Origin of the sequence: Sphingomonas lacunae, assembly GCF_012979535.1 — a bacterium.
Lineage (GTDB): Bacteria > Pseudomonadota > Alphaproteobacteria > Sphingomonadales > Sphingomonadaceae > Sphingopyxis > Sphingopyxis lacunae.
Map to the genome: position 1 here is coordinate 2,707,368 of NZ_CP053015.1, position 24,816 is coordinate 2,732,183.

The 24,816-nt window shown below is 63.9% G+C and carries 22 protein-coding genes and 1 tRNA gene; 12 read left to right on the forward strand and 11 right to left on the reverse strand.

Features of this window, described 5'->3' with window-relative positions; genetic code table 11:
- Positions 1 to 157: 157 nt before the first annotated feature.
- The 4 genes from GV829_RS12945 to folE all read right to left on the reverse strand — a co-directional run bounded on the left by GV829_RS12945 (position 158) and on the right by folE (position 5,406).
- Complete coding sequence (locus GV829_RS12945; RefSeq protein ID WP_169947282.1) at positions 158 to 1,183, reverse strand: AraC family transcriptional regulator; 1,026 nt, start codon at positions 1,181 to 1,183, stop codon at positions 158 to 160.
- A gap of 139 nt (positions 1,184 to 1,322) precedes the next feature.
- Complete coding sequence (locus GV829_RS12950; RefSeq protein ID WP_169947285.1) at positions 1,323 to 2,219, reverse strand: PhzF family phenazine biosynthesis protein; 897 nt, start codon at positions 2,217 to 2,219, stop codon at positions 1,323 to 1,325.
- Positions 2,216 to 4,672: a zinc-dependent metalloprotease gene (locus tag GV829_RS12955; RefSeq protein ID WP_169947286.1), complete on the reverse strand. Its 2,457-nt coding sequence runs from the start codon at positions 4,670 to 4,672 to the stop codon at positions 2,216 to 2,218. The genes GV829_RS12950 and GV829_RS12955 overlap by 4 nt, the downstream gene beginning before the upstream one ends.
- Before the next feature lie 122 nt (positions 4,673 to 4,794).
- Complete coding sequence (folE, locus tag GV829_RS12960) at positions 4,795 to 5,406, reverse strand: GTP cyclohydrolase I FolE (RefSeq protein ID WP_169947288.1); 612 nt, start codon at positions 5,404 to 5,406, stop codon at positions 4,795 to 4,797.
- 98 nt (positions 5,407 to 5,504) lie between these two features.
- On the opposite strand from folE, the gene GV829_RS12965 reads away from it, so the two are divergent.
- Positions 5,505 to 5,747 carry a hypothetical protein gene (locus GV829_RS12965; RefSeq protein ID WP_169947290.1) on the forward strand — a complete coding sequence of 81 codons (243 nt, stop codon included), beginning with the start codon at positions 5,505 to 5,507 and terminating at the stop codon, positions 5,745 to 5,747.
- Between the two features lie 262 nt (positions 5,748 to 6,009).
- The gene (locus GV829_RS12970; RefSeq protein ID WP_169947292.1) at positions 6,010 to 8,919 is read left to right on the forward strand and encodes a TonB-dependent receptor; all 2,910 of its coding nucleotides are present in this window, start codon (positions 6,010 to 6,012) and stop codon (positions 8,917 to 8,919) included.
- A 102-nt stretch (positions 8,920 to 9,021) separates the two neighbouring features.
- On the opposite strand, the gene GV829_RS12975 is transcribed toward GV829_RS12970, so the two are convergent.
- On the reverse strand, positions 9,022 to 9,228 hold the full coding sequence (locus GV829_RS12975) for a DUF1674 domain-containing protein (RefSeq protein ID WP_169947294.1): 207 nt from the start codon (positions 9,226 to 9,228) through the stop codon (positions 9,022 to 9,024).
- A 92-nt stretch (positions 9,229 to 9,320) separates the two neighbouring features.
- Here GV829_RS12975 and GV829_RS12980 point away from each other — a divergent pair, with 92 nt between their 5' ends.
- Positions 9,321 to 10,649, forward strand: a complete 1,329-nt coding sequence (locus GV829_RS12980) for an RsmB/NOP family class I SAM-dependent RNA methyltransferase (protein WP_281356138.1) — start codon at positions 9,321 to 9,323, stop codon at positions 10,647 to 10,649.
- 70 nt (positions 10,650 to 10,719) lie between these two features.
- Here the strand turns inward: GV829_RS12980 and GV829_RS12985 are convergent, their stop codons facing one another.
- Positions 10,720 to 12,234: a replicative DNA helicase gene (locus GV829_RS12985; RefSeq protein ID WP_169947296.1), complete on the reverse strand. Its 1,515-nt coding sequence runs from the start codon at positions 12,232 to 12,234 to the stop codon at positions 10,720 to 10,722.
- Positions 12,235 to 12,362: 128 nt separating this feature from the next.
- On the opposite strand from GV829_RS12985, the gene GV829_RS12990 reads away from it, so the two are divergent.
- From GV829_RS12990 to GV829_RS13015, 6 genes are all read left to right on the forward strand, one after another.
- Complete coding sequence (locus GV829_RS12990; protein ID WP_169947298.1) at positions 12,363 to 12,845, forward strand: UPF0262 family protein; 483 nt, start codon at positions 12,363 to 12,365, stop codon at positions 12,843 to 12,845.
- Entirely contained in the window at positions 12,842 to 13,576 is a 735-nt protein-coding gene (locus GV829_RS12995; RefSeq protein WP_169947300.1) for a GH25 family lysozyme, read from the forward strand. Before GV829_RS12990 ends, GV829_RS12995 begins: the two co-directional genes overlap by 4 nt.
- The gene (locus GV829_RS13000) at positions 13,573 to 14,016 is read left to right on the forward strand and encodes a cytidine deaminase (protein ID WP_169947302.1); all 444 of its coding nucleotides are present in this window, start codon (positions 13,573 to 13,575) and stop codon (positions 14,014 to 14,016) included. The genes GV829_RS12995 and GV829_RS13000 overlap by 4 nt, the downstream gene beginning before the upstream one ends.
- A gap of 13 nt (positions 14,017 to 14,029) precedes the next feature.
- Positions 14,030 to 14,584 (forward strand): dCTP deaminase, encoded by a 555-nt coding sequence (gene dcd, locus GV829_RS13005; RefSeq protein ID WP_169947304.1) that lies wholly within the window; start codon positions 14,030 to 14,032, stop codon positions 14,582 to 14,584.
- A gap of 136 nt (positions 14,585 to 14,720) precedes the next feature.
- Positions 14,721 to 15,899: a saccharopine dehydrogenase family protein gene (locus GV829_RS13010; protein WP_169947306.1), complete on the forward strand. Its 1,179-nt coding sequence runs from the start codon at positions 14,721 to 14,723 to the stop codon at positions 15,897 to 15,899.
- A gap of 9 nt (positions 15,900 to 15,908) precedes the next feature.
- Positions 15,909 to 16,730 (forward strand): acyl-CoA thioesterase, encoded by an 822-nt coding sequence (locus GV829_RS13015; RefSeq protein WP_169947308.1) that lies wholly within the window; start codon positions 15,909 to 15,911, stop codon positions 16,728 to 16,730.
- Between the two features lie 9 nt (positions 16,731 to 16,739).
- On the opposite strand, the gene GV829_RS13020 is transcribed toward GV829_RS13015, so the two are convergent.
- The 4 genes from GV829_RS13020 to GV829_RS13035 form a co-directional block, all read right to left on the reverse strand.
- The gene (locus GV829_RS13020) at positions 16,740 to 18,167 is read right to left on the reverse strand and encodes an ATP-binding protein (protein WP_169947310.1); all 1,428 of its coding nucleotides are present in this window, start codon (positions 18,165 to 18,167) and stop codon (positions 16,740 to 16,742) included.
- Positions 18,167 to 18,895, reverse strand: a complete 729-nt coding sequence (locus GV829_RS13025) for a response regulator (RefSeq protein ID WP_169947312.1) — start codon at positions 18,893 to 18,895, stop codon at positions 18,167 to 18,169. Before GV829_RS13025 ends, GV829_RS13020 begins: the two co-directional genes overlap by 1 nt.
- Before the next feature lie 150 nt (positions 18,896 to 19,045).
- Positions 19,046 to 19,711, reverse strand: coding sequence for an EF-hand domain-containing protein (locus GV829_RS13030; RefSeq protein WP_169947314.1), 666 nt, complete (start codon positions 19,709 to 19,711; stop codon positions 19,046 to 19,048).
- A 139-nt stretch (positions 19,712 to 19,850) separates the two neighbouring features.
- Positions 19,851 to 19,924: transfer RNA gene (locus GV829_RS13035), tRNA-Gly, on the reverse strand.
- Between the two features lie 179 nt (positions 19,925 to 20,103).
- Between GV829_RS13035 and GV829_RS13040 the strand changes: the two genes are divergently transcribed.
- The 3 genes from GV829_RS13040 (at position 20,104) to dinB (ending at position 23,030) form a co-directional block, all read left to right on the forward strand.
- Positions 20,104 to 20,997, forward strand: a complete 894-nt coding sequence (locus GV829_RS13040) for a CPBP family intramembrane glutamic endopeptidase (protein WP_169947316.1) — start codon at positions 20,104 to 20,106, stop codon at positions 20,995 to 20,997.
- Between the two features lie 79 nt (positions 20,998 to 21,076).
- Positions 21,077 to 21,862 (forward strand): N-acetylmuramoyl-L-alanine amidase, encoded by a 786-nt coding sequence (locus GV829_RS13045; protein ID WP_169947318.1) that lies wholly within the window; start codon positions 21,077 to 21,079, stop codon positions 21,860 to 21,862.
- A 61-nt stretch (positions 21,863 to 21,923) separates the two neighbouring features.
- The gene (gene dinB, locus GV829_RS13050; protein ID WP_169947320.1) at positions 21,924 to 23,030 is read left to right on the forward strand and encodes a DNA polymerase IV; all 1,107 of its coding nucleotides are present in this window, start codon (positions 21,924 to 21,926) and stop codon (positions 23,028 to 23,030) included.
- A gap of 16 nt (positions 23,031 to 23,046) precedes the next feature.
- Here the strand turns inward: dinB and GV829_RS13055 are convergent, their stop codons facing one another.
- Entirely contained in the window at positions 23,047 to 24,798 is a 1,752-nt protein-coding gene (locus GV829_RS13055) for an acyl-CoA dehydrogenase (RefSeq protein WP_169947322.1), read from the reverse strand.
- Positions 24,799 to 24,816: the final 18 nt, after the last annotated feature.

Below are 24,816 nucleotides of genomic sequence, written 5' to 3' on the forward strand. Positions count from 1 at the left end.
CCAGCCGGTTGACAGGCCCACGACAAACCGGTCTGTCAGCCGGACTAGCCAGAAGGGGATTTTTGGTTTTTCGTAATTCCATATGGTAACCGATTTGGTTATATGTGGGGAAGCAGCTACTGCGTCGAATTGGAGCGTACCGCGACGGCAACGGAACTCAACGAGCCTGCTGCCGCTTGCGCCACTCACTCGGGCTTTGGCCGGTCCAGCGGCGGAAGGCAGGAACAAAGCCGGCATGATTGGCATAGCCTAGCGACAGGGCGATGTCCGCCACCGGCAGATCGGTGACCGAGAGCAATTGCTGTGCGGTCGTTGAACGGACATGATCGAGCAGCGTCTGGTATCGCGCGCCTTCCGCCGACAGGCCGCGCGCCATGGCCTTGGGATGAAGACCAAGGCGCCCGGCCGTGCGGGTGGCGGTTACCTCCCCGGTCAGGATGCCAACGCGCAGGGCGCGAATGACATCAAAGGTCATTGACGCTGGCGGTGGCGGCATGCCCTTTGCCGCCTGACGTTGCAGACTGGCCAACCGACCGGCATCCGCGCCTTTGCTGCAATCTCCCGCAACAACAGGCAGAAGCATCGCCGAACGGGGCAGGATAATCCCGTTTTCAGGCTGGTTGAACCGCGTCGGCACACCGAGCAGGCGGGACCAGAGAACCGGATTGGCCGGGGGGCGGAAAGCGAAGATCATTTCCAACGGTTGTGCGCGTCCGCCGGTAAGATTGCGCACCATATTGAGGCCAACGGCAAGGACGCTGCCCAATTGCTGCGTCGCCAGCAGATTGAAGCGGTCAACCGTGCCATAGCCAAGGATGATGTCGTTGCCATAGCGGTTGAGATAGGCGACCCCGCCGCGGGTTGCCGTAGGCTGGATGGCGATGAACCCGGCGAGGGCTGCGCCCAGCGTGGGTGCCGCCATCATCCATTGCCCGGCCTCTCCCATGATCCGGTGATCATGGCGAAGGCCAAGCAGCAGCCCGAAATGGGCACAGCCGGTCAGTTCCGCCGCACGGGTCAGCAATCGGGAGGCGGTGCCATAAGCAATGCGCGCGTCCGGGTTGCCGAAGCAGTCGGGTGGCAGATCAAGCCCGTCCGTCACGCTGGCCAGTGGCACACCATGTTCCGCCAGCAAGGCGGGCAGGCCGACAAGCGCCGACATGCGTTGCAACGCGCGTTCCATTGGCCACCCCATATGTCCAATATTCGTAAACGCCTGCCCTTGCGTCTCGCTAGTGTCAAGCCAAGTGGACGGAGCCCTTCGGGTCGCAAACCGACGGCAAGTCAGGTCGAGGGGTATTTTCCGTCCACAGATTTGCGCTTCACAGGCGCAACTGCCCTTCAATCACAGTGACCGCCTGGCCGCCGACATGGATGCCGTCCGCGGCATAACGGATGGCGATTGTGCCATCGCGTCCCACCTCGCGGCCCTGACTGGCGAGATAGGCGTGCCCTACCGCCGTTTGGGCGAGGTTGAGCCGATAGGCGGCGACGGCGCCGTTGCCGCTGCCACACACAGGATCTTCGGCAATACCATCGGCGGGCGCGAAGCTGCGCACCGCCACCCTGCCCTGCCCATCCGCGGCGAAGACCGTAAGGCCGGTCGTCGCGTGGCGTCTGTCATAGGCAGCAAGGCAGGCAAGGTCGGGCGAGAGGGCGCGCACCGTGGCTCCATCGGACAGCTCGGCAATCACCCAGCGCGGACCGACATTGACGATGGCCGGCGGGGCGAGCGGCGGCGTGCCGAGCGCGGCGGTGAGTGCATCCGGATCAGGCGCGGGGCTGATCTGGTGCGGGGGCAGACGGAAGGACAGACCCGCTTCGCGCCAATCAGCAGGCACGGCAACCTCTACCGGGCCGACCGCGCTGTGCTGAATCAGGATGCCGTTTCGCGGTGTCACCAGCCCGGCGGACAGCAGGGCATGGGCCGAACCAATGGTCGGGTGGCCGGCAAAGGGCAGCTCGGCGCGAGGTGTGAAGATACGAATGTGGTAGTCCGCAGGGGCGGTATCCGCAGGATCTGCCCCTCCACCGGCTTGACCGGTGCCCTTCCTCGGAGGGGGAGGAAGGATGAAGGTGGTTTCGCTGAGGTTGGTCCAATTGGCGATGGCCTGCATCTCCCCGGTCGAGAGGCCATGTGCGTCGAGGACGACCGCGACCGGATTGCCCTTGAGCGGGGTGGAGGTGAAGACATCGACAGTGTGGATCCGGCGGATCATGGCTCCCCGTCGCTTTCAGCCCAGCCATCCCCCGAAAGGCTGCCGATCGGCATGCCGGGTGGCACAGCGGGGGTCCGCACGCCCTCCGCCAAGAGAGCACGACGGCTTTCGCGGCTGGCCAGCAGCGTCGCCAAGCTGCGGCCCCAGTTCCGCGCCTCGACCGATCCTCCCCGAGCGAGGCCGGCGGCAATGCGGGCAAAGCGGGCGTCCAGGGCCAGCATGACTTCCGGCGAAGTTTCGGCATGACCTTCCACCGCTGCCATTTGCGCAAGCGCCCGCCAAGCGATGCGGCGACCAACTGGATTGTCACGATGTGCGACAATGTGCGCTTCGAGACGATCAAACAGCAGGTCAAGGCCTGGCAGCGCCCGATCGGCCTGATGCTGGACATAGAGGCGGTGAAGGCGGGCAGGGGCCAGCAGATTGGCGAGTGTCAGACGGGCGGCACTGTCAGTCGCGACCAGGGGGTCAAAGACCGGATGGCCGGCAGCGGAGGCGAACACCTCTATGTCGGTCTGCCGGTCGGGCGTGTTGATGGACTGTCCCGACATCAGCGGGACGAGCGCAGACGGCACGGTGAGCGCGGCAGGATCAAGCGTGGCGAACAGGGCGTCGAGCGCGGCCTGTTGATCCCCGGCCGGGACCGGCGGGGCATTGACGATGGCTTCGCCATTGACCGCATAGGGAAATTGGACGCCGCCGAGCAGCTTGGCCGCCGCTTCGGTCTGATAGCGGTGAAGCAGCCAGAGCGGTACGAAGCGGCGGCGCAAGGCTGACATGGGCTCACCGGGACGCAGGTTGGCGGTGCCGAAGCGAGCAAGCGCGACGCGGCGCACCTCCATCATGCGGGTGAGTTCGGCGGCAGGATCGGCAAAATCATCCCAGATGGCGCCATGGGGATGGCCGGTTTCCGTCCCGCGCCCGTCACCATCAGCAACAAAGCGCAGCCCGGCAGCCATGGCGGCGGTCGCCTTTTCGGCGGCATGGGCATCAGGATCGGCTGTGCCGGGCGCGGGATCGGCATAGAGCCAATCGACGACATAGTGGTCCCACGCACCGGTACCGACGCCATAGGCATCGGAGAGGTCCGGCACGCCGTCGCTCAGCAGGATACGCGGTGCGGGATAATCCATCACCGAGGCGCGATCCTGGGTGCTGGCGGCGAAATTGTGCGCGATGCCGAGCGCGTGGCCCACCTCATGCGCGCCAAGCTGGCGGATGCGGGCCAGCGCGACCTGGGCCGGATCATTGGGACCGCCCTGCCCTGTCGCCGCCGTGCCGACCAGCGATTCATAGATGAGGATGTCCTGACGGACTCGAAGGGACCCGAGCAGGACCGATCCACGGACAATCTCTCCCGTGCGCGGATCGGTGACGGTCTGGCCGTAGGACCAGCCGCGCGTCGCCCGGTTGACCCAGTTGACGACATTGTAGCGGACATCGAGCGGATCGGCCCCTTCGGGCAGGATATCGACGCGGAAGGCATCGACGAAGCCGGCCCGGTCAAAGGCTTCGGCCCACCAGCGCACACCATCCGCCAGGGCGCTGCGGATCGGTTCGGGAGCGGCGCGGTCTATGTAGAAGGTGATCGGCCGCACGACGGTGGAACGGGCGGCGGTGGGATCGGTCTTTTCGAGGCGGAAACGGTTGGCGAGGTCATAGACGATATCCTGACCCAGCGGCGCACCATAATCGACCACTTGCGTGCCAAAGGCCCCGCCGCGCGGATCGAGCCGGCGCGGAACATAGCCGGGTGCCGGCAAGCGAACGAGCGAGTGGCGGACGGTGACGCTGACCACCCGGGCATCAGGCGCGATATTGGTGATCTCCGCGCCGGCATTGTCACTGACAAAGCTCTGCAACGCCTCAAACACGAGATTGTCGGGAAAGACGCGGGTGGCCATGGCATCGGTCACGCTCAGGCTGGACTCACGGCGGAAATTGCCGAGCTGGCGGCCAATGCCCATGACGTCCTGTGACAGGAAGGCGGTGATGTCGACGGTGAAGCTGCCATCAGCGCGGGTCCAGACGATGTCGCCGAGCCAGACGGTCGAATAGGCAAAGCTGTTGCGGGCTGCCGCCTGTTCCTGTGCTGTGCCGCCGGTGGCGCGGAAGCGGGGATTTTCAAACTGGATGGCGAGCTTGCCGCCAATGCGGCGGAAGGCGAGCAGCTGGGTCGGCCCGAACTGGGCGCGATCAAGCCCGAGCGAGGCGGAGCCGATGCCAGTGCGCAACTGGGTGGTATAGAGATAGCGGCCCGACAGCCCCTGTTCGTCGGGCGCCGGAAGCGTGATCAGGACGCGGCCGTTCAGCGGATCGACATGGACCGGCAGAAGCCCTTGGCGGGTCGTCGTTCCGGCCAGCGCCGGATCGGTTACCGCGGTGCCCGCCGGGCCGGTTGCGGGACCGGACTGGGCGCTTGCTGGCAAGGATGCGCACAAGGCGAGAGCCATTGCGCCCAAGTTGCCCCGCCATGCCGCTTTTTGCCGCATGCGGTTTGATCGCCGATCCATCATGTGAGTGCCCCTGTTGCCTGACATCCGGTTCCGCTTGTGCGTTGCCGGTCAGGCCAGGGTCAATAGCCCATCAGGCTCATCACTTCCTTGCGGCTGCGATGATCGTCGAGGAAGCAACCGAGCAGGCGGCTGGTGACCATGCCAACCCCGGGCGTGCGGACGCCGCGCCCGGTCATGCAGCCATGCTGCGCCTCGATCACCACGGCAACGCCATGCGGCTGGAGATTGTCCCAGATGCATTGCGCGACCTCGGCGGTGAGACGTTCCTGCACCTGCAAGCGACGGGCGTAGCCGTTCAAGACGCGGGCCAGCTTGGAAATGCCGACGACTCGGTTCTTGGGCATGTAGGCGATCGACGCCTTGCCGGTGATCGGCGCCATATGATGTTCGCAATGCGACTGGAACGGAATATCCTTGAGCAGGACGAGCTCATCATAACCGCCCACTTCCTCAAAGGTCCGTGACAGGTGGACCGAGGGGTCTTCGGCATAGCCCTGGCAATATTCCACCCAGGCGCGGGCAACACGCTTGGGCGTATCGATCAGGCCTTCGCGGGTGGGGTCGTCCCCGGCCCACTCTATCAGCGTTCGGATGGCATCGGCCACATGATCCGGAACGACGGGCTTGCCGTCAGGACCGAGAGTCTTTGTAGCAGTGGAATCAGAAGTCACTCGAGTCTCCCCCCGGAAGTCGCAGCCGATGTGGGACGTCCGACGCCCGGTTGCAATGGACAAAGCTGTCAGAAGCGTCGATTTTTCGTCGCTGGAGCATGACCATGGCGGCCCGGCCGGAAGTGGACCGCAATCCTGATTCAGGCCAGAGACGGGGCCTGGACGTGGTATTTGCGCCACAATGCCGCGTAAACATGCGCGTAACGGATCGCTCCCGGACTGTCGCAAATCAGCCGAATATCCCGGAAAATCGGCCTTTCCGCTACGTCACCCTTATCCAATTGGATGAGAAGCGTACCCGGCTTTCGATTTTTCGCAGCCTGCTGCGCCTTTCAGGTTGACCGCAACCAAAGTTCATCGCACATTTTGTCATAGGACGGCGTCAGACCGTCCGATGATGGACTATCCGAGACTGGCGGCAAGCCAGCCGGATCGGGCCTACCCAAGGGCACAAGCCCAAGGATGGCCAACAGTGCAGGAGCGCAAGCCCGGCACAGTTTCCATGACCTTCCTTCTCCCCCGAACAGTCGGCCGTTTCGCGGTCGGCAGGTGATCAGGGACGCCGCATCGCGGGGTTCAATGAAAGTGAGAGGGAGGAAAAGCATGCGCTTTCGTAATATGATGGGTGCGTCGGTTCTGGCTCTGGCCATTGCCACACCGGCCTATGCACAAGACAATCCGCAAGCCGACGAGGACAATGGCGCCTTTGGTGGCGACATCGTCGTTACTGCGCAGCGCCAGTCGGAACGTCTGCAGGATGTGCCTATCGCGGTCAGCGCCTTCTCGGCTGAAAGCCTGGAAGCACAACAGATCGAAAACACGTCCGACTTGCAGCTGACCCTGCCGAACGTCACTTTCACCAAGGGCAACTTCACCAGCGCAAGCTTCACCATCCGCGGGATCGGTGACCTTTGCGTCGGCGTGTCGTGCGACAGCGCCACCGCCATCCACATGAACGACGCGCCACTGTTCGGCACGCGCCTGTTCGAAACCGAATTTTTTGACCTTGAACAGATCGAAGTGCTGCGCGGACCGCAGGGCACGCTCTATGGCCGCAACGCGACCTCGGGCGTGGTCAATTCGCGTACCGCCCGTCCCGACCTGTCGGGCTTTGCCGCTTCGGGCGAAGCCGAATATGGCAATTACAACTCGATCCGCCTGAAGGGCATGGTCAACATTCCGATCGGCGAAACGCTCGGTGTGCGCTTTGCCGGTTTCTTCCTTGAGCGGGACGGTTACACCCTCAACCAGTTCAACGGCGAACATTATGACGACCGCAGCATGTATGCGGTCCGTGGTTCGCTGCGCTGGGAACCGAGCGACAATACCACAGTTGACCTGATGGGTTATTACTGGCGCGAAAATGACAATCGCATGCGCATCCAGAAGACGATGTGCCAGAACGACCCGACCGGTGTTCTGGGTTGCTTGCCCAACGCCCGCCTGTTCGAAAACACCAACACCAGCTCAACCTTCACCGGCACGCTGACCAGCCGCGAATTCCTCGCGGTCCGTGGCATTCCGACGGCTTTTGGCCTTGGCAGCCTCTATGATGGCGGCACCTATCTGGGCCTGACCAATCCCGCCGATTACCGCACGATCAGCACCGCCTATGAGCCGAGCTATTTCTCTGACGAGCTGATCATCCAGGGCCGTCTGGAGCATGAGTTCGACAATGGCCTCGCCATCTCGTTGTCGGGCAACTACCAGAAGGTCCGCGTCGACTCGCAACAGGACTATAACAACGCCATCGGTAGCCGCGCGGGCTTTGCCACGGCGCTGAATACACTGGCCGCTGCGGCAGCCGGTAACGTTCCGGGCCTGCCTGCATCCTATTTCTCACCGATTGCGGCAGCCCTGATTCCCAATGGCCCGACCGGCAACCTCTGCACCTCGCTGCAGGAAGAAACCGGCACGGGTTCGTTCGGCGGTCACCGAATCTGTTCGGCGAACACCTTGCAATTTGACCGGTCCAACCAGGACCAGTCGAGCTGGACCGCGGAAGCAATCATCTCGTCTGACTGGGATGGTCCTTTCAACTTCCTGCTGGGCGGCATTTATGCCGACTTCCATCTGACCGAGAACAGCTATTATGTGAACAGCTTTGCCATTGACTATGTCACGGGCATTCTCGGCAGCTTCACCGCACTGGGTTCGGCCCTGCCGCCGGCCTATCTCGGCACGCCTTTCTTCCGCAACCACACCGATGACCTGACGGTCAACAGCTGGGGCGTGTTCGGCGAGGCCTATTATGAGTTCAACGACGATCTGAAGCTCACGGTCGGCATCCGGTACAATGACGACCAGAAGTCCGTCCGCGCCCGCTCAACTCTGGCCAGCTTCCTGGTGCCCTACAACTCGACCTCGGCCTTCTCCTCGCCGTACGTCGGTTCGTTCGACGCCGATCCGGGCATCGCCGGCAACCAGCTGTTCCAGGAGCGCGACGTTTCGTTCAGCGAATGGACCGGTCGCGCGGTGCTTGATTACCAGATCACACCGGACAACCTGCTCTACTTCTCCTACTCGCGTGGGTACAAGTCGGGCGGTATCAACCCGCCGCTGCAGCCGATCTTTGCCGTGCCTGACTCGTTCACGCCGGAATCGGTCAATGCCTTTGAAATCGGTTCGAAGAACCGTTGGGGTGCCCTGCAGCTCAACCTGACGGCCTTCTACTACCAGTATCAGGACCTGCAGCTGAGCCGCATTGTTGCCCGTACATCGGTCAACGACAACGTCGATGCCAACATCTACGGCCTCGAAGCGGAAGCGATCATCACGCCGACGCGTGACCTCGCCATCAACCTCGGCTTCAGCTACCTCAACACCAAAGTGTCTTCGGACAAGTTCCTGTCGAACCCGCGTGACCCGTCGGGCGGCCGTTCGGATGCTGTCATCATCAAGGACATCACCAACGGTTCGAATTGCGCCGTCGTCGCCAATACCGCCGGTAACGTTGCTGGCGTCAATGGCTTCGTCAACGCGGTCAACGCTGGCCTTGGCCTGCGTCCGACGACTAGCTTTGGTGCGAACAGCGGCCTGACCGCTAACGGTGCGTTCGGCATCTGTTCGGTCCTGGCCGCCCAGACCGCCAATCCGGCTCTCGCGCCGTTCGGTGGCATGACGGTCGAAAACGCCGGTGTCGCGGTCAACATCCGTGGCAACGAACTGCCGCAGGCCCCGAACTTCAAGTTCTCGGTCGGCGCCCAGTACACCATCCGCACTGCAACCGACATGACCATCGTTCCGCGCATTGACTTTGCCTACACTGGCGACAGCTATGGCAATATCTTTGGCGGCCGGGTCAACGAGATCAACGGTTATGGCCAGGCCAATGCCCAGATCCAGGTCAATGGTCCTGACAATCGCTGGTTCGCCCGCGCGTTCGTCCAGAACATCTTTGACAGTGCCTCGATCACCGGTCTCTATGTCACCGACCAATCGTCGGGTCTGTTCACCAACGTGTTCACGCTCGAACCGCGCCGTTACGGTCTGGCTGTCGGCTTCAAGTTCTGATCCGGAAGGGAGCGGGTTTCGGCCCGCTCCCTTTCACTGCCACCAAAAAGTCCGGTTCGCTGTCGCGAACCGGGCTTTTTGCATGGGCCATTGCTTGGCCCGTCAGAAATCGATGGCGATGCCCTTGAGCTCCCAGTCGCCATAACGGACTGGATCGGGCCGACCCTTTACCTCCTGCCCCTCGAACGGGATCGCCTGGGGGGCGGGCGGGCCATCGTCCTTTTGCCAATGCGCCGGTGCGGAAACGCCAGCGGGACGGCGCTTGGCGCGGGGCGTGCCACCGATGGTGTCGGGATCGTGTTCTGTCATGGGCCGGAGATAGGCGCCCGCACGGGACTTGTGAAGTATCCGGGGCCGGGTTGGCGCTTGCCCTGCCCTGCCCGGCGCTCTACCGGGCGTGAGTGACTGATCCCAAGACCCGCCGTTCGCGCCCTGCGCGCCGCTCCCCTGCCCAAGCGGATGATGATGGCCGCAATGTCCCCGGTTTTCCGGCACGACTCGCGGCGATGAAGTTGCTCGACGCGGTGATCCGCCGGGGCGAATCCATGGACGCGGTGGCGGCCAATGCGACACGCGGCCTTGCCCCGCCCGACCGGGCGCTGGCGATCGCCATCAGCGCCGAAGTGTGCCGCCATCTGGTCGATCTCGACGCGTTGATCGACAGTGCGACAGCGCAGCCGCTGCCCGCCGACGTCAAGGCGCGGATGGCGCTGCGCATCGCGCTGGTGCAGGCGCTGGTGCTGGGCACGCCGCCGCATGCCGCCATCGCCACCGCGCTGCCGCTGGTCAGTGGCGGGCCGCGCAAGCTGGTGCATGGGGTGTTCGGCACGCTGATCCGTGCCGAGGCCAAGCTGCCCGCAATGCCGACTCTCCCCGAAGACGTGGCGCTGCGCTGGACGGCGGCATGGGGCCCGGCGATGGTCGAGGGCGCGAGCGCCGCGCTGGCTGCCGCGCCGCCGCTCGACCTGACGATCAAGGAGCCGGCGCGTACAGCGGAATGGGCCGAACGGCTCGGCGGCGTTTCGATGATCCCCGGCCATGTCCGCCTGCCACGCGGCGGCGATGTGACCAGACTCGGCGGCTTTGCCGAAGGGGCATGGTGGGTGCAGGACCTGTCCGCCGCGCTGCCGGCGAGGTTGCTCGGTTCGGGCAAAGGGCGGACGGTGCTCGACATTGGCGCGGCACCGGGCGGCAAGACGATGCAGCTGGCGGCGGCAGGCTGGACGGTGACAGGGCTTGATGCCTCCGAACGGCGGCTCGACCGATTGTCGCAGAATCTGGCGCGGACAGGGCTGGAGGCCGAATGCCTGCGCGGCGACGGGCGCAAGCTGCCCGATGACCGCGAATGGGATGCAGTACTGCTCGACGCACCGTGCAGCGCGACCGGCATTTTTCGCCGTCACCCCGATGTGCTCCACCGCATCATGCCGCGCGATATCGCCAACCGCGCCGAATTGCAGGCGCTGATGCTCGATGCAGCGGCGGGCGTGGTCAAGGCTGGCGGATCACTGGTCTTCGCCACCTGCTCGCTCGAACCCGAAGAGGGCGAGGGACAGATCGACGCCTTTCTGGCTCGGCAACCCTATTGGTCGATCGATCCGATCCGCACTGACGAGGTGCCGGCAGGCGTGCATGTCGCCGAACAGGGCTGGCTCAGGATCACCCCGCCCGATCTGGCCGAGGCCGGTGGGGTGGACGGATTTTTCATGGCGCGGCTGAGGCTGGGGTAGGAAGGCTCATCACCCGCCCCAACCCCTCCCTTGGAAGGGCGGGGCTATTGAGCGAAATGCTCTCCACGTCTCACTCGTCGTCGTCATAGCCCTGGTAGCGGTCGTCGGCGAGGTCGCTGAATTTGGTGAACTGGCTTTCGAAGTGCAGGCGGACCTTGCCGGTGGCGCCGTGGCGCTGTTTGGCGACGATCAGTTCGGAGATGCCGGCGACACGTTCGAGTTCGGCGGCCCATTTGGCGTGATCGTCATAGATTTTGACATCGTCGCCGTCGACCGGGCGCTTGGGTTCGCGGCCGAGGACATAATATTCCTCGCGGAACAGGAAGAGCACCATGTCGGCGTCCTGTTCGATCGAGCCTGATTCACGCAAGTCAGCGAGTTGCGGGCGCTTGTCCTCGCGGCTTTCGACCGCGCGGCTGAGCTGTGACAGGGCGAGGACGGGGACGTTGAGTTCTTTGGCCAGCGTTTTGAGGCCGCGGCTGATCTCCGAGATTTCCTGCACGCGGTTGTCGCCCGCCTTGCCGGTGCCCTGAAGCAGCTGGAGATAGTCGACGACGATCAGGCCAATGCCATGCTTCCGGTTGAGGCGACGGGCGCGGGCGCGCAGGCCGGCGATGGTCAGCGCCGGCGTATCGTCAATGAACAGCGGTAGTTCGTGGAGACGGGCGGCGGCTTCGGTGAGTTGGTCAAATTCATGATGGCTGATGCGGCCCATGCGCAGTGCCTCGGACGAAATGCGCGCCTGTTCGGCGAGGATACGCGTCGCGAGCTGATCGGCCGACATTTCGAGGCTGAAGAAGACGGTCTTTGCCCCCATATTCTTGTCATCGGGGATGCCGTCCGCCTTGTCCCGGACCCAGCGTTCGGCTGCGGCGAAGGCAATGTTGGTGGCGAGCGAGGTCTTGGCCATGCCGGGACGGCCGCCAAGGATCAGAAGGTCGGACTTGTGAAGGCCGCCAATCTTGGCATTGACCGAAGCAAGACCGGTGGTGACGCCCGAGAGATGGCCGCCCGAGTTCAGCGCCTTTTCAACGCCGGCGATCGCGACGGTGACGGCCTGACCGAGGCTGCGCGCCTGTCCCAGCTCTGCCTCTCCCCCCGCGACGCGGTAGAGAGCGCTTTCGGCCTCCTCTATCTGTGCCTGCGGATCAAGCGCCTCACTGGTATCAGTGGCCCGTTCGACGAGGGTGCGACCAACGCTGACCAGTTCGCGCAACAGGGCGAGATCATAGATTTGGCGGGCAAAGTCGCGCGCGCCAATCAGGCTGGCACCCGATCCGGTAAGCTGCGCGAGATAGCCGGGGCCGCCGAGGGCGCGCATCGCTTCATCAGATTCGAAATAAGGTTTCAGCGTGACCGGATTGGCCAGCATATTATTGCCGGCGACCTGCGCCATCCGCTCAAAAATGCGGCCGTGGATGGGCTCAAAGAAATGATCGGGCGTGAGCGGGACGGGCAAATCCTCCAGCACGCGGTTATCGATCAGGCAGGCGCCGAGGAACGCGGCCTCCGCCTCGATATTCGCAGGCAGCGCCTGCTCGGTGCGGCTGGTCTGAGTCGCCGCCAATTCCACTACTGTTGCCATGGCGCCTTTATGCGCTGGCCGGGCGGGACTGCGCAAGCGATGCCCCGCCCGCTGAGGCAATTTAGCTGTGGACAGATCGGGGGATGGCCTTGCGCGGTCGCAGTCCTTGGGCAAAAAGGGCGGCAACCATGGCCGACCCCCGCATCATTGACGTGACACTCGACGAAGCGACGATCATCTGGCGCAATGCCGATGTCGAGCAGGAGCGGCGCATTGCCATTTTCGATCTGTTGGAAGGCAATCATTTCAAGCCGTTGCGCGACATGGGTGATGGCTATGCGGGGCCGTGGAAACTGGCGATATCGGTCGAGGAAGGCCGGCTGGTCCTGGCCATTGGCCGTGAGGACGGCACCCCGCACGAAACAATCATCCTCAGCCTCGGCCGGTTCCGCCGTCCGATCCGCGACTATTTCGCCATATGCGACAGCTATTATCAGGCGATCCGCACATCGACCGCCGACCAGATCGAGACGGTCGATATGGCAAGGCGCGCCGTCCACAATGAATCCGCGGAGCTGCTGATGGAACGGCTCGACGGCAAGGTCGAACTGGATTTCGACACGGCGCGGCGCCTGTTCACGCTGATTTGTGTGCTGCACATCAAGGGATGAGTGCCGCCATTTCCCCTGTCCGCCGCTGGATGATCCGTCTGGTGCTGCTGATGCTGCTGGCCGGCGCTGTTGTGATCGGCTGGAAGGTCTGGGCCAATGGCTGGCGGCCCGACCGCAGCGAATGGCCGATGCAGGGCGTGGCGATCGGCCCCGAAAACGCGCCGGTCAGCTGGCCGAGCCTGGCCAGCCAAGGTGCCAATTTCGCTTATATAGACGCAACCGACGGCACAGGCCGGGCCAATTCCGCCTTTACCCGCGAGCAGGCGGCTGCCCGGGCATCGGGGTTCCGCGTCGGCGCGATCCATCACTTCGGGCTGTGCACCCTTGCCAGCCAGCAGGCCGACGGTTTTGTCCGGCTGGTGCCGCGCGACCGAGACGCGCTGCCCACCGCGATCATCCTCGACCTCGACGAGGCCTGCCCGAGGAAACCGACCCGGGCTCTGCTGCTGACCGAATTGTCGACCTTTCTCAACCAGCTGGAAACGCATATGGGCAAGGCCGCGATCATCGCGCCGGACAGGGCGTTCGAGAGCGAGTATAGCGTCAGCGAAGCAATCAACCGGCCTTTGTGGTTACGCAGCAACCGGGCCGAACCAGCGACAGAAGGGCCGGACTGGATAATCTGGCAAGCCAATGACACGCTGAAGGTAGCAGGATCGACCGGGCCGACGCGGTGGCTGGTGCTTAATGAAGGCCGCCATGTCGCGGGCGATGCGGGAGAGGGCGAATGACACGTGACCAACTGATCGCGGCGGCCAAGGCAGCAGCGGCCAACGCCCATGCCCCCTATTCCCGCTTTGGCGTGGGGGCGGCGCTGTTGCTCGATGACGGGCGGGTGGTCACCGGGACCAATTTCGAGAATGCCAGCTATGGCCTGACGCTGTGCGCCGAGACAGTGGCGCTGGCACGGGCCAATTGCGAGGGCGATTTGCGCCGGGTGGTCGAGGTGGCGGTGATCGGCGGCGCGTTGCAGACCGATGGATCGATTGCCGGCGGCGACGCGATCTATCCCTGCGGTCGTTGCCGGCAGATGATCCATGAGGCGGCAAGCCTTGGCGGACGCGACATCATCGTGCATTGCAGTTCGGCCGATGGCGCGGTGGTCGAAAGCCATCGGATGAGTGAGTTGCTGCCCCATGCCTTTGGGCCGGGCGATCTGGGTGTCGAATGAGGCTGGGGGACATATGGCAATTTTGTCGGACAAGTGGATCCGCGAGCAGGCGCAAGAGCATGGCATGATCGAGCCATTCGTCGAGGCGCAGCGCCGCGACGGATGCATCAGCTATGGCCTGTCTTCCTATGGCTATGACGCGCGCGTAGCCCCCGAATTCAAGATTTTCACCAACGTCCATTCGACGGTGGTCGACCCCAAGCAGTTTGACCCGAACAGCTTTGTTGACATGGAAACCGACTGTTGCGTCATCCCGCCGAACAGCTTTGCACTCGCCCGCACGGTCGAATATTTCCGTGTGCCGCGCGACGTGCTGGTCATCTGCCTTGGCAAGTCGACCTATGCGCGGTGCGGGATCATCGTGAACGTCACGCCGCTCGAACCCGGCTGGGAGGGGCATGTGACGCTGGAATTTTCCAACACCACCCCCCTGCCCGCGAAGATTTACGCAAATGAGGGGGCCTGCCAGTTCTTGTTCCTCAAGGGGAATGAGCCCTGTGAGACGAGCTATGCTGACCGGGCGGGCAAATATATGGGCCAGCGCGGGGTAACCTTGCCAAGGCTGTAGTCAACAGACGGCGGATGCAGGGCTGACGCTGCGGCATCCATTCATTCCTGATTTTCGCTTGCGCTGAGGCCATCATTCGGGCCAGTTGCGTTATGAAATCTTTTCGGCTGCGCGCCGGATATGGGAGCGATGAGACATGGCAGACACCCCCCGGACCTATGACCTGATCGTCTATGGCGCGACCGGCTATACCGGTCGGCTGGTCGCCGAATATCTGGTGCAGGAATATGGTGGCAAGGCCGATGCCCCGAGCTGGGCGATGGCCGGTCGCAGCCTTGAGAAGCTGAAAGAGGTGCGCGACCTGATCGGCGCACCGGCCGACACACCGCTGGTCAAGGCCGACGCCAATGACCCCGTCTCGCTCGACGCGATGACCAAGGCGGCGCGGGTGATCGTTACTACCGTTGGCCCTTATCAGCTCTATGGCAATGAGCTGGTCGCGAGCTGTGTCGCCAATGGCACCGGCTATGTCGACCTGTGCGGCGAGCCGGCGTGGATGCGCCAGATGATCGACCAGCATGATGCCGCCGCCAAGGCGAGCGGTGCGCACATCACCTTCTCCTGCGGATTTGACTCGATCCCCTTCGATCTGGGCGTGCAGCAGTTGCAGGCCGAATGCGTCCGCCGCTTTGGCGCCCCTGCCCCGCGCATCAAGGGCCGGGTGCGGGCGATGAACGGCAAATTCTCTGGCGGTACCGCCTACAGCCTGCGCGCCACGATGGAAGCGGCGGCCAAGGACCGCAGCATCATCGCCATCCTCGCCAGCCCGTTCGGCCTGACACCGGGCTTTGAAGGGCCGGAACAGCCGCGCGGCGACCAGCCCGAATATGACGAGGCGCTGGGCAGCTGGGCGGCGCCGTTCATCATGGCGACGATCAACACCAAGAATGTCCATCGCTCCAACGCCCTGCTCGGCCATGCCTGGGGCAGCGACTTTGTCTATGACGAAATGCTGCTGACCGGCCCCGGTGATCAGGGCGAGGCAGCGGCCAAGTTCGTCGCCTCCACCCCGATGATCGGCACACCCAATGACCCCAAGCCGGGCGAAGGCCCGACCAAGGAGGAGCGCGACAACGGCAATTATGACGTGATGTTCGTTGCCGAATATCCCGATGGCCGCACCGCGCGCCTGTCGATCAAGGGCGACAAGGACCCCGGCTATGGCTCAACGTCCAAGATGCTGGCCGAAGCGGGCATCGCCCTCCTCTCGACCGACAAGCCGGGCGGCGTGTGGACGCCGGGCGCACTGCTGGGCGATGCGCTCGTCAAGCGGTTGCAGGACCATGCCGGCCTGACCTTCACGGTCGAGGGCTGAGACTGAGGCATGAGCGAAACGGACGTAAAGGCCAGTGAAGCCGTGCTGTCGCTGGACGAATTGCTGGCGGCTGGCACGGCCGGCGATGGCAAGCGGCATTATCATATCGGCAGCGACTGGATGCAGGGGCGCACGGCCTATGGCGGCATTTCCGCCGCTGCCGCGTTGCACTCGGCGATGGTCGAGCATCCCGGCGACGCGCCCTTGCGCACCGCCCAGATCAGCTTCATCGGTCCGGTCGGCGGGGAGTGCGACGTAACGACGCGAATGCTGCGCCAGTCAAAGTCGAGCCGCTTTGTCGGTGCCGATCTGGTGTCGGAATCGGGTTATGGCACCAATGCGGTGTTCAGCTTCATGAAGCCGCGTGAGAGCCATGTGGACCTGGAGCAGATCCTGCCGCCCGAAATACGTGAGCCCGACCAGCTCGAATGTGTGCCCGAGCATCCGGCGCGGCCCAGCTTCACCCGCAAGTTCGAGATGCGGCCGGTGAGCGGGCGCGGTTTTGGCCATGGCAAGGACGAGGCGTTGATCGTCACTTGGGTGAAGTGGATCGACCAGCCGGCCTGTGACCCGCACATTGCCCTGCTGGCGCTGGCCGATGCCCTGCCGCCGGCTGCCATGACGGCGTTCCACCAGTTCGGCCCAATCAGTTCATCGACCTGGATCCAGCATTTTCTGACCGATCACCCGGTGACCACCGATGGCTGGTGGCTGCTGGTCACCCGGTCCCACCATGTCCGCAGGGGTTTTTCGGCGCAGGACATGTATATTTTCGACGCCGACCGGCGGTTGGTGTCGATGGGCGGACAGGGGGTCGCGCTCTACATCTGAGCGGGGCTCTTAGCCTTCGGGCGGTAAGGTGATCCTTGCGGAGAGGCCGCCAGTCGGGCGGTTGCCTAGCGTCAGCGTGCCGCCTTCCGCCTGGGCGATGGCCCGGGCGAGGGTGAGACCAAGGCCGGAGCCACCAGTGTTGCGGTTGCGTGACTGTTCCATCCGGGCAAAGGGTTCGAGCATGTCCGCCATGCGGTGCGCGGGGATGCCGGGGCCTTTATCATCGACGCTGATCGTCACGCTGCCGTCACTGCCCCGTGACAAGCCGAGTTCGGCTGACCCGCCATAGGTCACCGCGTTGTCCACCAGATTGCGGATCGCCCGGCGCATCGACGATGGGCGAATGCGACGGCTGACCAGCGCTCCCTCCGCAGCCAGCGTGACCGGGCGGCCCATCGCCTGATAATCCTCGGCTATCGCCCCGATCATGGCGGCAAGATCCGTCGGTTCAGGTTGTTCGACCGGCTGGCCGGCCCGGGCGAGCGAGAGAATGTCGTCAAGCATCGCCGCCATATCGGTGATGGTGGCGGCCATCCGGTCACGCAGTGCCTCATCCTCCACCTGCTCCACCCGCACCCGCAGGGAGGCCAGCGGGGTTCGCAGGTCATGGCCGATGGCGCCGAGCATATGATCCTTTTCGCTGAGCATGGCGTGGATGCGGCGGCGCATGGCGTTGAAGGCGCGGGTCAACGCACGGACATCCTCCGGTCCCGATTCCCTCACCGCCTCTGCCTCGACACCGGGCCGGGTATCGCTAGCAGCCTGGGCCAGGCGGGAGAGCGGCCGCGATACGCGCCATGCAACGAACAGCAAGGGACCAAGCAGTAAAGCGAACAATATCAGCGTCTGAACGAGCAGCATGTTGCCCAGCCACGGCGCGGCACCGGGCAGACGGGCACGAATGGTGATCCAGCGGCCATCATCGAGACGTGCCGCCACCGCGACAATCTGTGCCCCACGCGGGCGGGCCATCATTGCCGCGATCGGCGCTGGGGCGTCCATATGGGCGGCGCGGACGTCCTGCACAGCAACGCCATTGTCAGCGAGGTGGCGGCTCACGCGGTAGGCAAGCTCTGGCCACTCGTTCATTTCGGGCCGAAAGCGGGGAACATCATCAATCAGGACGCGGCGGCGGCGCATGTCCTCAGGCCGCCGGTCATCATCGTCATCATCATCAATTCGGTCGCGTCCGCGCCGTCCATCATCATCCCTGCGGTCGCGCCGGAAACCGCCGCGGCGGTCCACAGGGACACCCAGTTCCAGCCGTTCGCGAGCCTCACCGATCTGGGCGGCCGCACCGGCGGCGATGGCTGCGACCCGTTCGTGCCGCTGACTCTGGACAAGCAGCGCGAGGTTGATCGCCTGCGCCAACATCAGGGCAATCGCCGTCACCAGCATTAACTGGCCGGCGAGACTGCGTGGACCAATCCGTGGCATCAGCCCCCGCTGCGGCGCACTTCAGCGCCAAAAGTATAACCGCCACCCCATACGGTCTTGATCAGATGCGGCTCACGCGAATCATCCTCGATCTTGCGGCGAAGCCGGCTGATGAGATTGTCGATCGAACGGTCAAACACATCAGCGTCACGCCCCCTGACAATGTCGAGCAACCGGTCACGGCTCATCACCTGCCGGGGATGGCGGACCAGCGCCAGCAGCAGTTGATATTCACCGGTCGACAGGGCGACCTCGCGCCCGTCGCCATGGCGCAGGCCGCGTTCGGTGGTCGACAGCGCCCAGTCGCCAAAGCGATAGATTTCGCCCTCCCCTTCGGCGGCGACACGCTGTTCGGCGGCGGCACGGCGCAAGACGGCGCGGATACGGGCGACCAGCTCACGCGGGCCAAAGGGTTTGACGACATAGTCGTCAGCGCCAATCTCCAGGCCAATGACCCGCTCCGTCTCTTCGCTGCGCGCGGTCAGCAAAATGACCGGAAGTCTGTGCACTTCACGCAGGTGACGGGTGAGCGACAGGCCATCCTCCCCCGGCATCATGATGTCGCTGATCACCAGGTCATAACTGCCCGACAACAGCAGCGAGCGGGCCTCTGCCGCGCTGGCGGCGCTGTCCACCACAAAACCCTGACCGGTGAGATACTCGCCAAGCGGCTCACGGATAGAGCTTTCGTCATCAACAAGGAGAAGGCGGGTCGGCTGGTCGGTCATTGTCGCCATCATTAGCGGCTGTGGCTGGGAAACAAAGCCCCCGGTCAGGCATGGGGGCGGCCGGACCGGGGGATGATGCCCGGCGCCTGACGGGGTCGCAGGCGCCGGACGGGAAGCGGGGAGAGAGGAAAGGCTGGGCAGATGCCAGCGTCAGTTGGTGCCAGTGGCCGGTGACGGTGTTGACCGGCGGTCATCATCACCGCGTCGTTCGCGACGCTCCTGCCGCCGCTCACCCATACGCTCACGCATGGCTTGGCGCTCGGCGGCGCTTATCGTGCCGTCATTGTTGGCGTCCGCGCGCTGGAAGCGGCTCTCGGCGGCGGCGAGGAATTCGGCGCGGTCCACCGCATTGTCATTGTTGGTGTCGGCGCGGCGCATCATGGACATCCCACGGTCTTCACCGCCCGCCCGGCCGTGCATGTCGTCACGGCCACGACCACGACCGCGATGTTCGCGCCTGTCATCGTCATCATCAGCGCGGGCAGCGCGTCGTTCGGCCATCCGGGCATGATGAGCGTCCCATTCGGCACGGCTGATGGAACCGTTGCGGTCACTGTCCATAGCGGTGAACATTTCACCATGGCGACGTTCACGCGCTGCACCCCTGTCCTCAGAAGTCAGACGGCCATCATCATTGGCATCCATCCGGGCAAAGCGCGCGGTGGCAGCGGCCTGCGCCTCGGCGCGGGTGACATTGCCGTCATTGTTGGCGTCCGCCGACATGGATCGCCGATCACCCTGCTGGGCCATGGCGACACCGCCAGCGGTCAAGGCAAGCGCTGCTGCACCGATGCTGATTTTCACGATAGTTTTCATTGGTCAATTCTCCTGCGGCGGCGGCGCAACGGGGGATAACACCGCCGCCTGAGACAGGCTATCGGCCACAGCCGTCACAGCCATGTGTCAGCAAAGCGGAAAATTGTCGCAAATTGTCGCAAAGCCCGGAAAGAGTGCCTGGAGCGGGTAAGGGGAATCGAACCCCTCTAGCTAGCTTGGAAGGCTAGAGCATTACCACTATGCTATACCCGCTCATCGCTCCGGGCGAGGCGGGCAAATGCCACGGCGGACGCGGGGCGTCAAGGCGAGTGCGACCTGGGCCCCTGCAAAAACAACCATCATTTCGACTGCAAAATGATGCTGGACATGCCGGCGCTGTCCGCTAGTGTATTATTAAAGCAATACGGATTGGAATGACGAGGAGCGGACTGATGGGTTCCATTGATACCGAAAGTCTGGGTCGGCGGATCATCGCGCACCCCTTTGTATTGATGATCATTTCGGCGGTGATGGTAATCGGCTCGGTGATCGGCATCGGCATTATCGGCAACCAGATCCACCGGCAGGTTGGCGGCAACATGTGGCTGAGCTTGGGGCTGAGCTGTGCTGTCGCCGTCGTCGCAACGGGCGTCTATTGGCTGTTCGTCCGCTATGTCGAGCGCAAGCCGGTCACCGACCTGGCAACAGGCGGGGCACTGCGCGAATGGGGCACCGGCGTCGTGCTGGGCTTCGCCGCGATGGCGCTGAGCATCGGGGTGATTGCCGTGCTGGGCGGCTATGTCATCACCGGCACCAATCCGGTAAGCGTGCTCGTCCCGGTACTCGGCATGGCGATCATGGCTGGCGTGTGGGAAGAGATTTTGTTCCGGGGCATCCTGTTCCGCTTCACCGAACAATGGCTGGGCAGTTGGTTCGCGCTGGTTTTCACCTCGGCCCTGTTCGGCCTCGCGCATATCGCCAACCCCGCCGCAACATGGCTGTCGTCCGCCGCCATCGCGCTGGAGGCAGGCATATTGCTCGGCGCCCTCTATATGCTGACCCGGCGGCTCTGGGCAGTGATTGGCCTGCACATGGCGTGGAACTTCACGCAAGGCGGCATTTTCGGCGTGGCGGTTTCAGGCGGGGAAACCCGCGGACTGATTGCCAGCCAGATGCAGGGCCACCCGCTGCTGACCGGTGGCGATTTTGGCGCCGAAGCCTCGCTCCCGGCGATGGTGGTCTGCACCGCGATGGGCCTTGCCGCCCTGTTCCTGGCTTGGCAGCGTGGCCATTTCGTGTCCGCCAGCTGGCAGCGGTTCAAGAGCGGGCGCGGTGCAAGGGACTGATCTGTCGCCGTGACCATGGTCACAGACAGCACGTCCATGAATTGCCATTGTGCCACCGGGAAAGACCATGGCGGGGAAAATGGAAATGGCCACGATTGTTATTGATCCGGGTCACGGTGGCTCCAAGGAAATTGGCGACAGCAGCGCCAACAACGCCACATCGGTGTCGGGCGTGAAGGAAAAGGACTTTACGCTCGATCTGGCAAAACGGCTGCGCTATTCCCTTCTCCACGGCTCGGCAAAGGCCTATGCGGCAAGCAAGGGCAAGGCAGTCAAGGTCGTGCTGACCCGCGACAAGGACGAAAATTTGGGCCTGTCTGACCGGGCACAGGTGGCGGCAGACAGCGATGCCGACCTGTTCCTCAGCATCCATTGCAATGGTCATCCGGATAATCCTGCCGCGAAAGTGCGTGGCAGCGAGGCATTCATTGACCGCAAATATATGCGCCCTGTCTACAAGGTAATCGCCGGCAAATCCTATCCCCAGGAAGGGCCCGGGGTGCCAGCGTCAGGCGTGCGCAACGTCAATGTAGCGGAAGATGCGGCTTATGCGTCGCGCATTGTCACCGCCTTTGTCGAGACATTGAAGGCTTTTGATCCCGGCGCGAAATATCGGTCGAACGCGTATACCGCCACGACCAATGGCGAGACCTATCGCCCCCCGCAAGGCGTCAAAATGACCGCACTGGGCGTGCTGCGTGACGCAAAGTTGGGCACCACCCGCAATGATTGTCGCGCCTGCCTGTTGGAATGCGAATATATCGACAATGCGACGGTCGACCAGATATTGAACGGAGCGCGGGCGGTGGAAGTGCGCAACGCGCTGGCTGCGGCACTCGGCAAGGCGTTGATCGACAGTCTCTAATCAATGGTCCCCGTCCTGCGCATTTGAATGGCAAGGGTGAACATGGTAGGAACATTCCGCCATGTCCGCCCCGCATTCAAAGCCATTGCCTGGCCTGCGCAAAATCATCCATGTCGATATGGATGCCTTTTACGCATCGGTGGAGCAGCGGGATAATCCCGCCTTGCGCGGGCGACCGGTAGCGGTCGGCGGATCGAGCAAACGCGGGGTGGTGGCAGCGGCAAGTTATGAGGCGCGCAAATTTGGCGTGCGATCAGCGATGCCTTCGGTCACAGCCGCGCGCCAATGCCCGGACCTGATCTTCGTCAAGCCCCGGTTCGACGTCTATCGCGCTGTATCGCAACAGATACGCGCCATCTTTCACGAAGTCGCCGATGCCGTCGAGCCGCTGTCTCTCGATGAGGCCTATCTGGATGTCAGCAGCGACAAGGGCGGATTCGGCAGCGCGACGGCGACTGCCCGCCATATCCGCGCCCGCATCCGCGAGGTCACAGGGCTGACCGCATCCGCCGGGGTTTCGACCAACAAGCTGATCGCCAAGCTGGCGTCGGACCAGAACAAGCCCGATGGGCTGACCATCGTGCCACCGGGGCAGGAGGCGGCCTTTGTCCAGACATTGTCGGTGCGGCGGCTGCACGGCGTTGGACCAGTGACGGCGGGGCGGCTCGAAGCGATGGGCCTGCACAGCGTCGCGAGCCTCGCCGCCTGCCCGCGCGAGGAACTTGCGAAAGAGTTCAAGTCCAGCGCCGACTGGCTGCTGGCGATGGCGCATGGCATTGATGAACGGCCGGTTCGCGAGGACCGGCAACGCAAATCCCTTGGCGCCGAACGGACATTCGAGACTGATTTGACCGAGCCCGAGGAACTGCACCGTGCTCTGGCGATGATCAATGATGCGGTGTGGGAACGCAGCGAGCGTGGCGGTGACGGCCCGGCTCGGACGGTTACTCTCAAGCTCAAATTTGCGGATTTCCGGCAGATCACCCGGTCACGCACCACCGAACAGACAGTGCATGACCGTGCGACGCTTGACCGTTTGTCAGCCGAATTGCTCGACGCTGAATTGCCACCGCCGCTCGGTATCCGGCTGATGGGCGTCACCCTGAGCGGCTTTGCCGTGCAGGAAGCCGAACCGGTCGAGGACCTGCCGCTTTTTGCCGGGGCGTAACCCCGACGACGGCCCCTCAGGCGACCAGTTGGCTGGCCTTAAGGCTGTATAGGTCAGCTGCCCCAGCCGTCGCACCCGCCTTGCGGCCCAGCGCCTCGGGGACGATGCGGTCGAGGAAGAAGCGGGCGGTGGCGATTTTGGCGTTGAGAAAGTCAGGATCGCCCTCGCCCGCGGCCAGCGCTGCCTTTGCCGCGTCATGCTGGATGCGCATCAGCCAGCCGGCGGTGGCCACCGCCATCATCGCCAAATAATCGACGCTGCCGGCAAGCCGGTCATCAACGCTGGCGGCGCGCATCCAGTCGGTCACGTCGGCGCAAGCTGCAGCGAGCGCGAGAAGATTGCCCTCGCCTTGCGCTCCGGCGCGAATGTCGGCGACGAGAGCGGACAGCGGCTCGCCATTGCCCATGCTGAGCTTGCGGCCCACAAGATCGGCCGCCTGAATGCCGTTGGTGCCTTCATAGATGGGGGCAATGCGGGCATCGCGATAATGCTGGGCGGCGCCGGTTTCCTCGACAAAGCCCATGCCGCCGTGGATCTGGATGCCAAGGCTGGCGACTTCGCAGCCAATGTCGGTCGGCCAGGCCTTGGCCAGCGGGATAAGGATATCGGTGCGGGCCCGGGCGGCGTCATCGCCCAGCGTGCCGCGATCCGACTGTCCGGCGGCATAATAGACCAGCGCGCGCGCACCCTCGGTCAGCGCCTTCATGCGCAGCAGCATCCGCCGGACATCGGGATGCTCGATGATCGCCACCGGCCCGGCGGCGGGATCGCTGGCGCGGGCCGATTGCACCCGGTCAGCGGCATAGCGCAGCGCATGCTGGGTGGCGCGTTCGCTGATCTGGATGCCCTGGTTGCCGACCAGCAGGCGGGCAGCGTTCATCATCACGAACATGGCGCGCATGCCGCCAAATTCGCTACCGATCATCTCGCCATAGCTGTCACCATCCTCGCCATAGGCCATGACGCAGGTCGGCGAGTTATGCAGGCCCAGCTTGTGCTCGATGCTGCGGCATCGCACGCCATTGTCGATGGTCGGCCTGCCATCGGCATCAAGGCGATATTTGGGGACGAGGAACAGCGAAATGCCGCGCGTCCCCTCGGGCGCTCCCGGCGTGCGGGCGAGCACGAGGTGAACAATATTGTCGGTGAGGTCATGCTCGCCAAAGGTGATGTAGATTTTCTGGCCGCGGATCTTGTACTGGCCCGCCATCGGCCCGTCGGTCACCAACTCGGCGGTCGAGCGCAAGGCACCGACATCGCTGCCCGCGCCCGGTTCGGTCAGGTTCATCGTGCCGTTCCATTCACCCGACACCAGCTTGGGCAGCCAGGTCGCCTTTTGCTCCTCGCTGCCATAGGCCATCAGCGCGTGGATCGCGCCGGGGGTGAGGATGTTGATCAGGGTGAAGCCCATGTTGGCGGTACCCAGCGATTCGATGATCACATTGGCAAGGCTGAACGGCAGGCCCTGCCCGCCATAGGCCGTCGGTCCGTCGATGCTTCCCCAGCCGCCCTCGACAAAGGCCTTGTACGCCGCCTTGAACCCTTCGGGCATGGTGACGCCAGTGGGCGACCATTTGGGGTTGTTGACATCACCAAAGCGGTTGAGCGGGGCATATTCCCCTTCCGCCAGCTGGCCGATCCCCTCGACAATCGCATCGACCATGTCGGGCGTGGCGTCCGCGAAGCGCTCATGCGCAGCGAGCTCGCCGATCCGCACGACATGATCGAGGACAAAACGCTGTTCGGTGACGGGGGGACGATAGCTCATGACCGGACACTCTTTCAG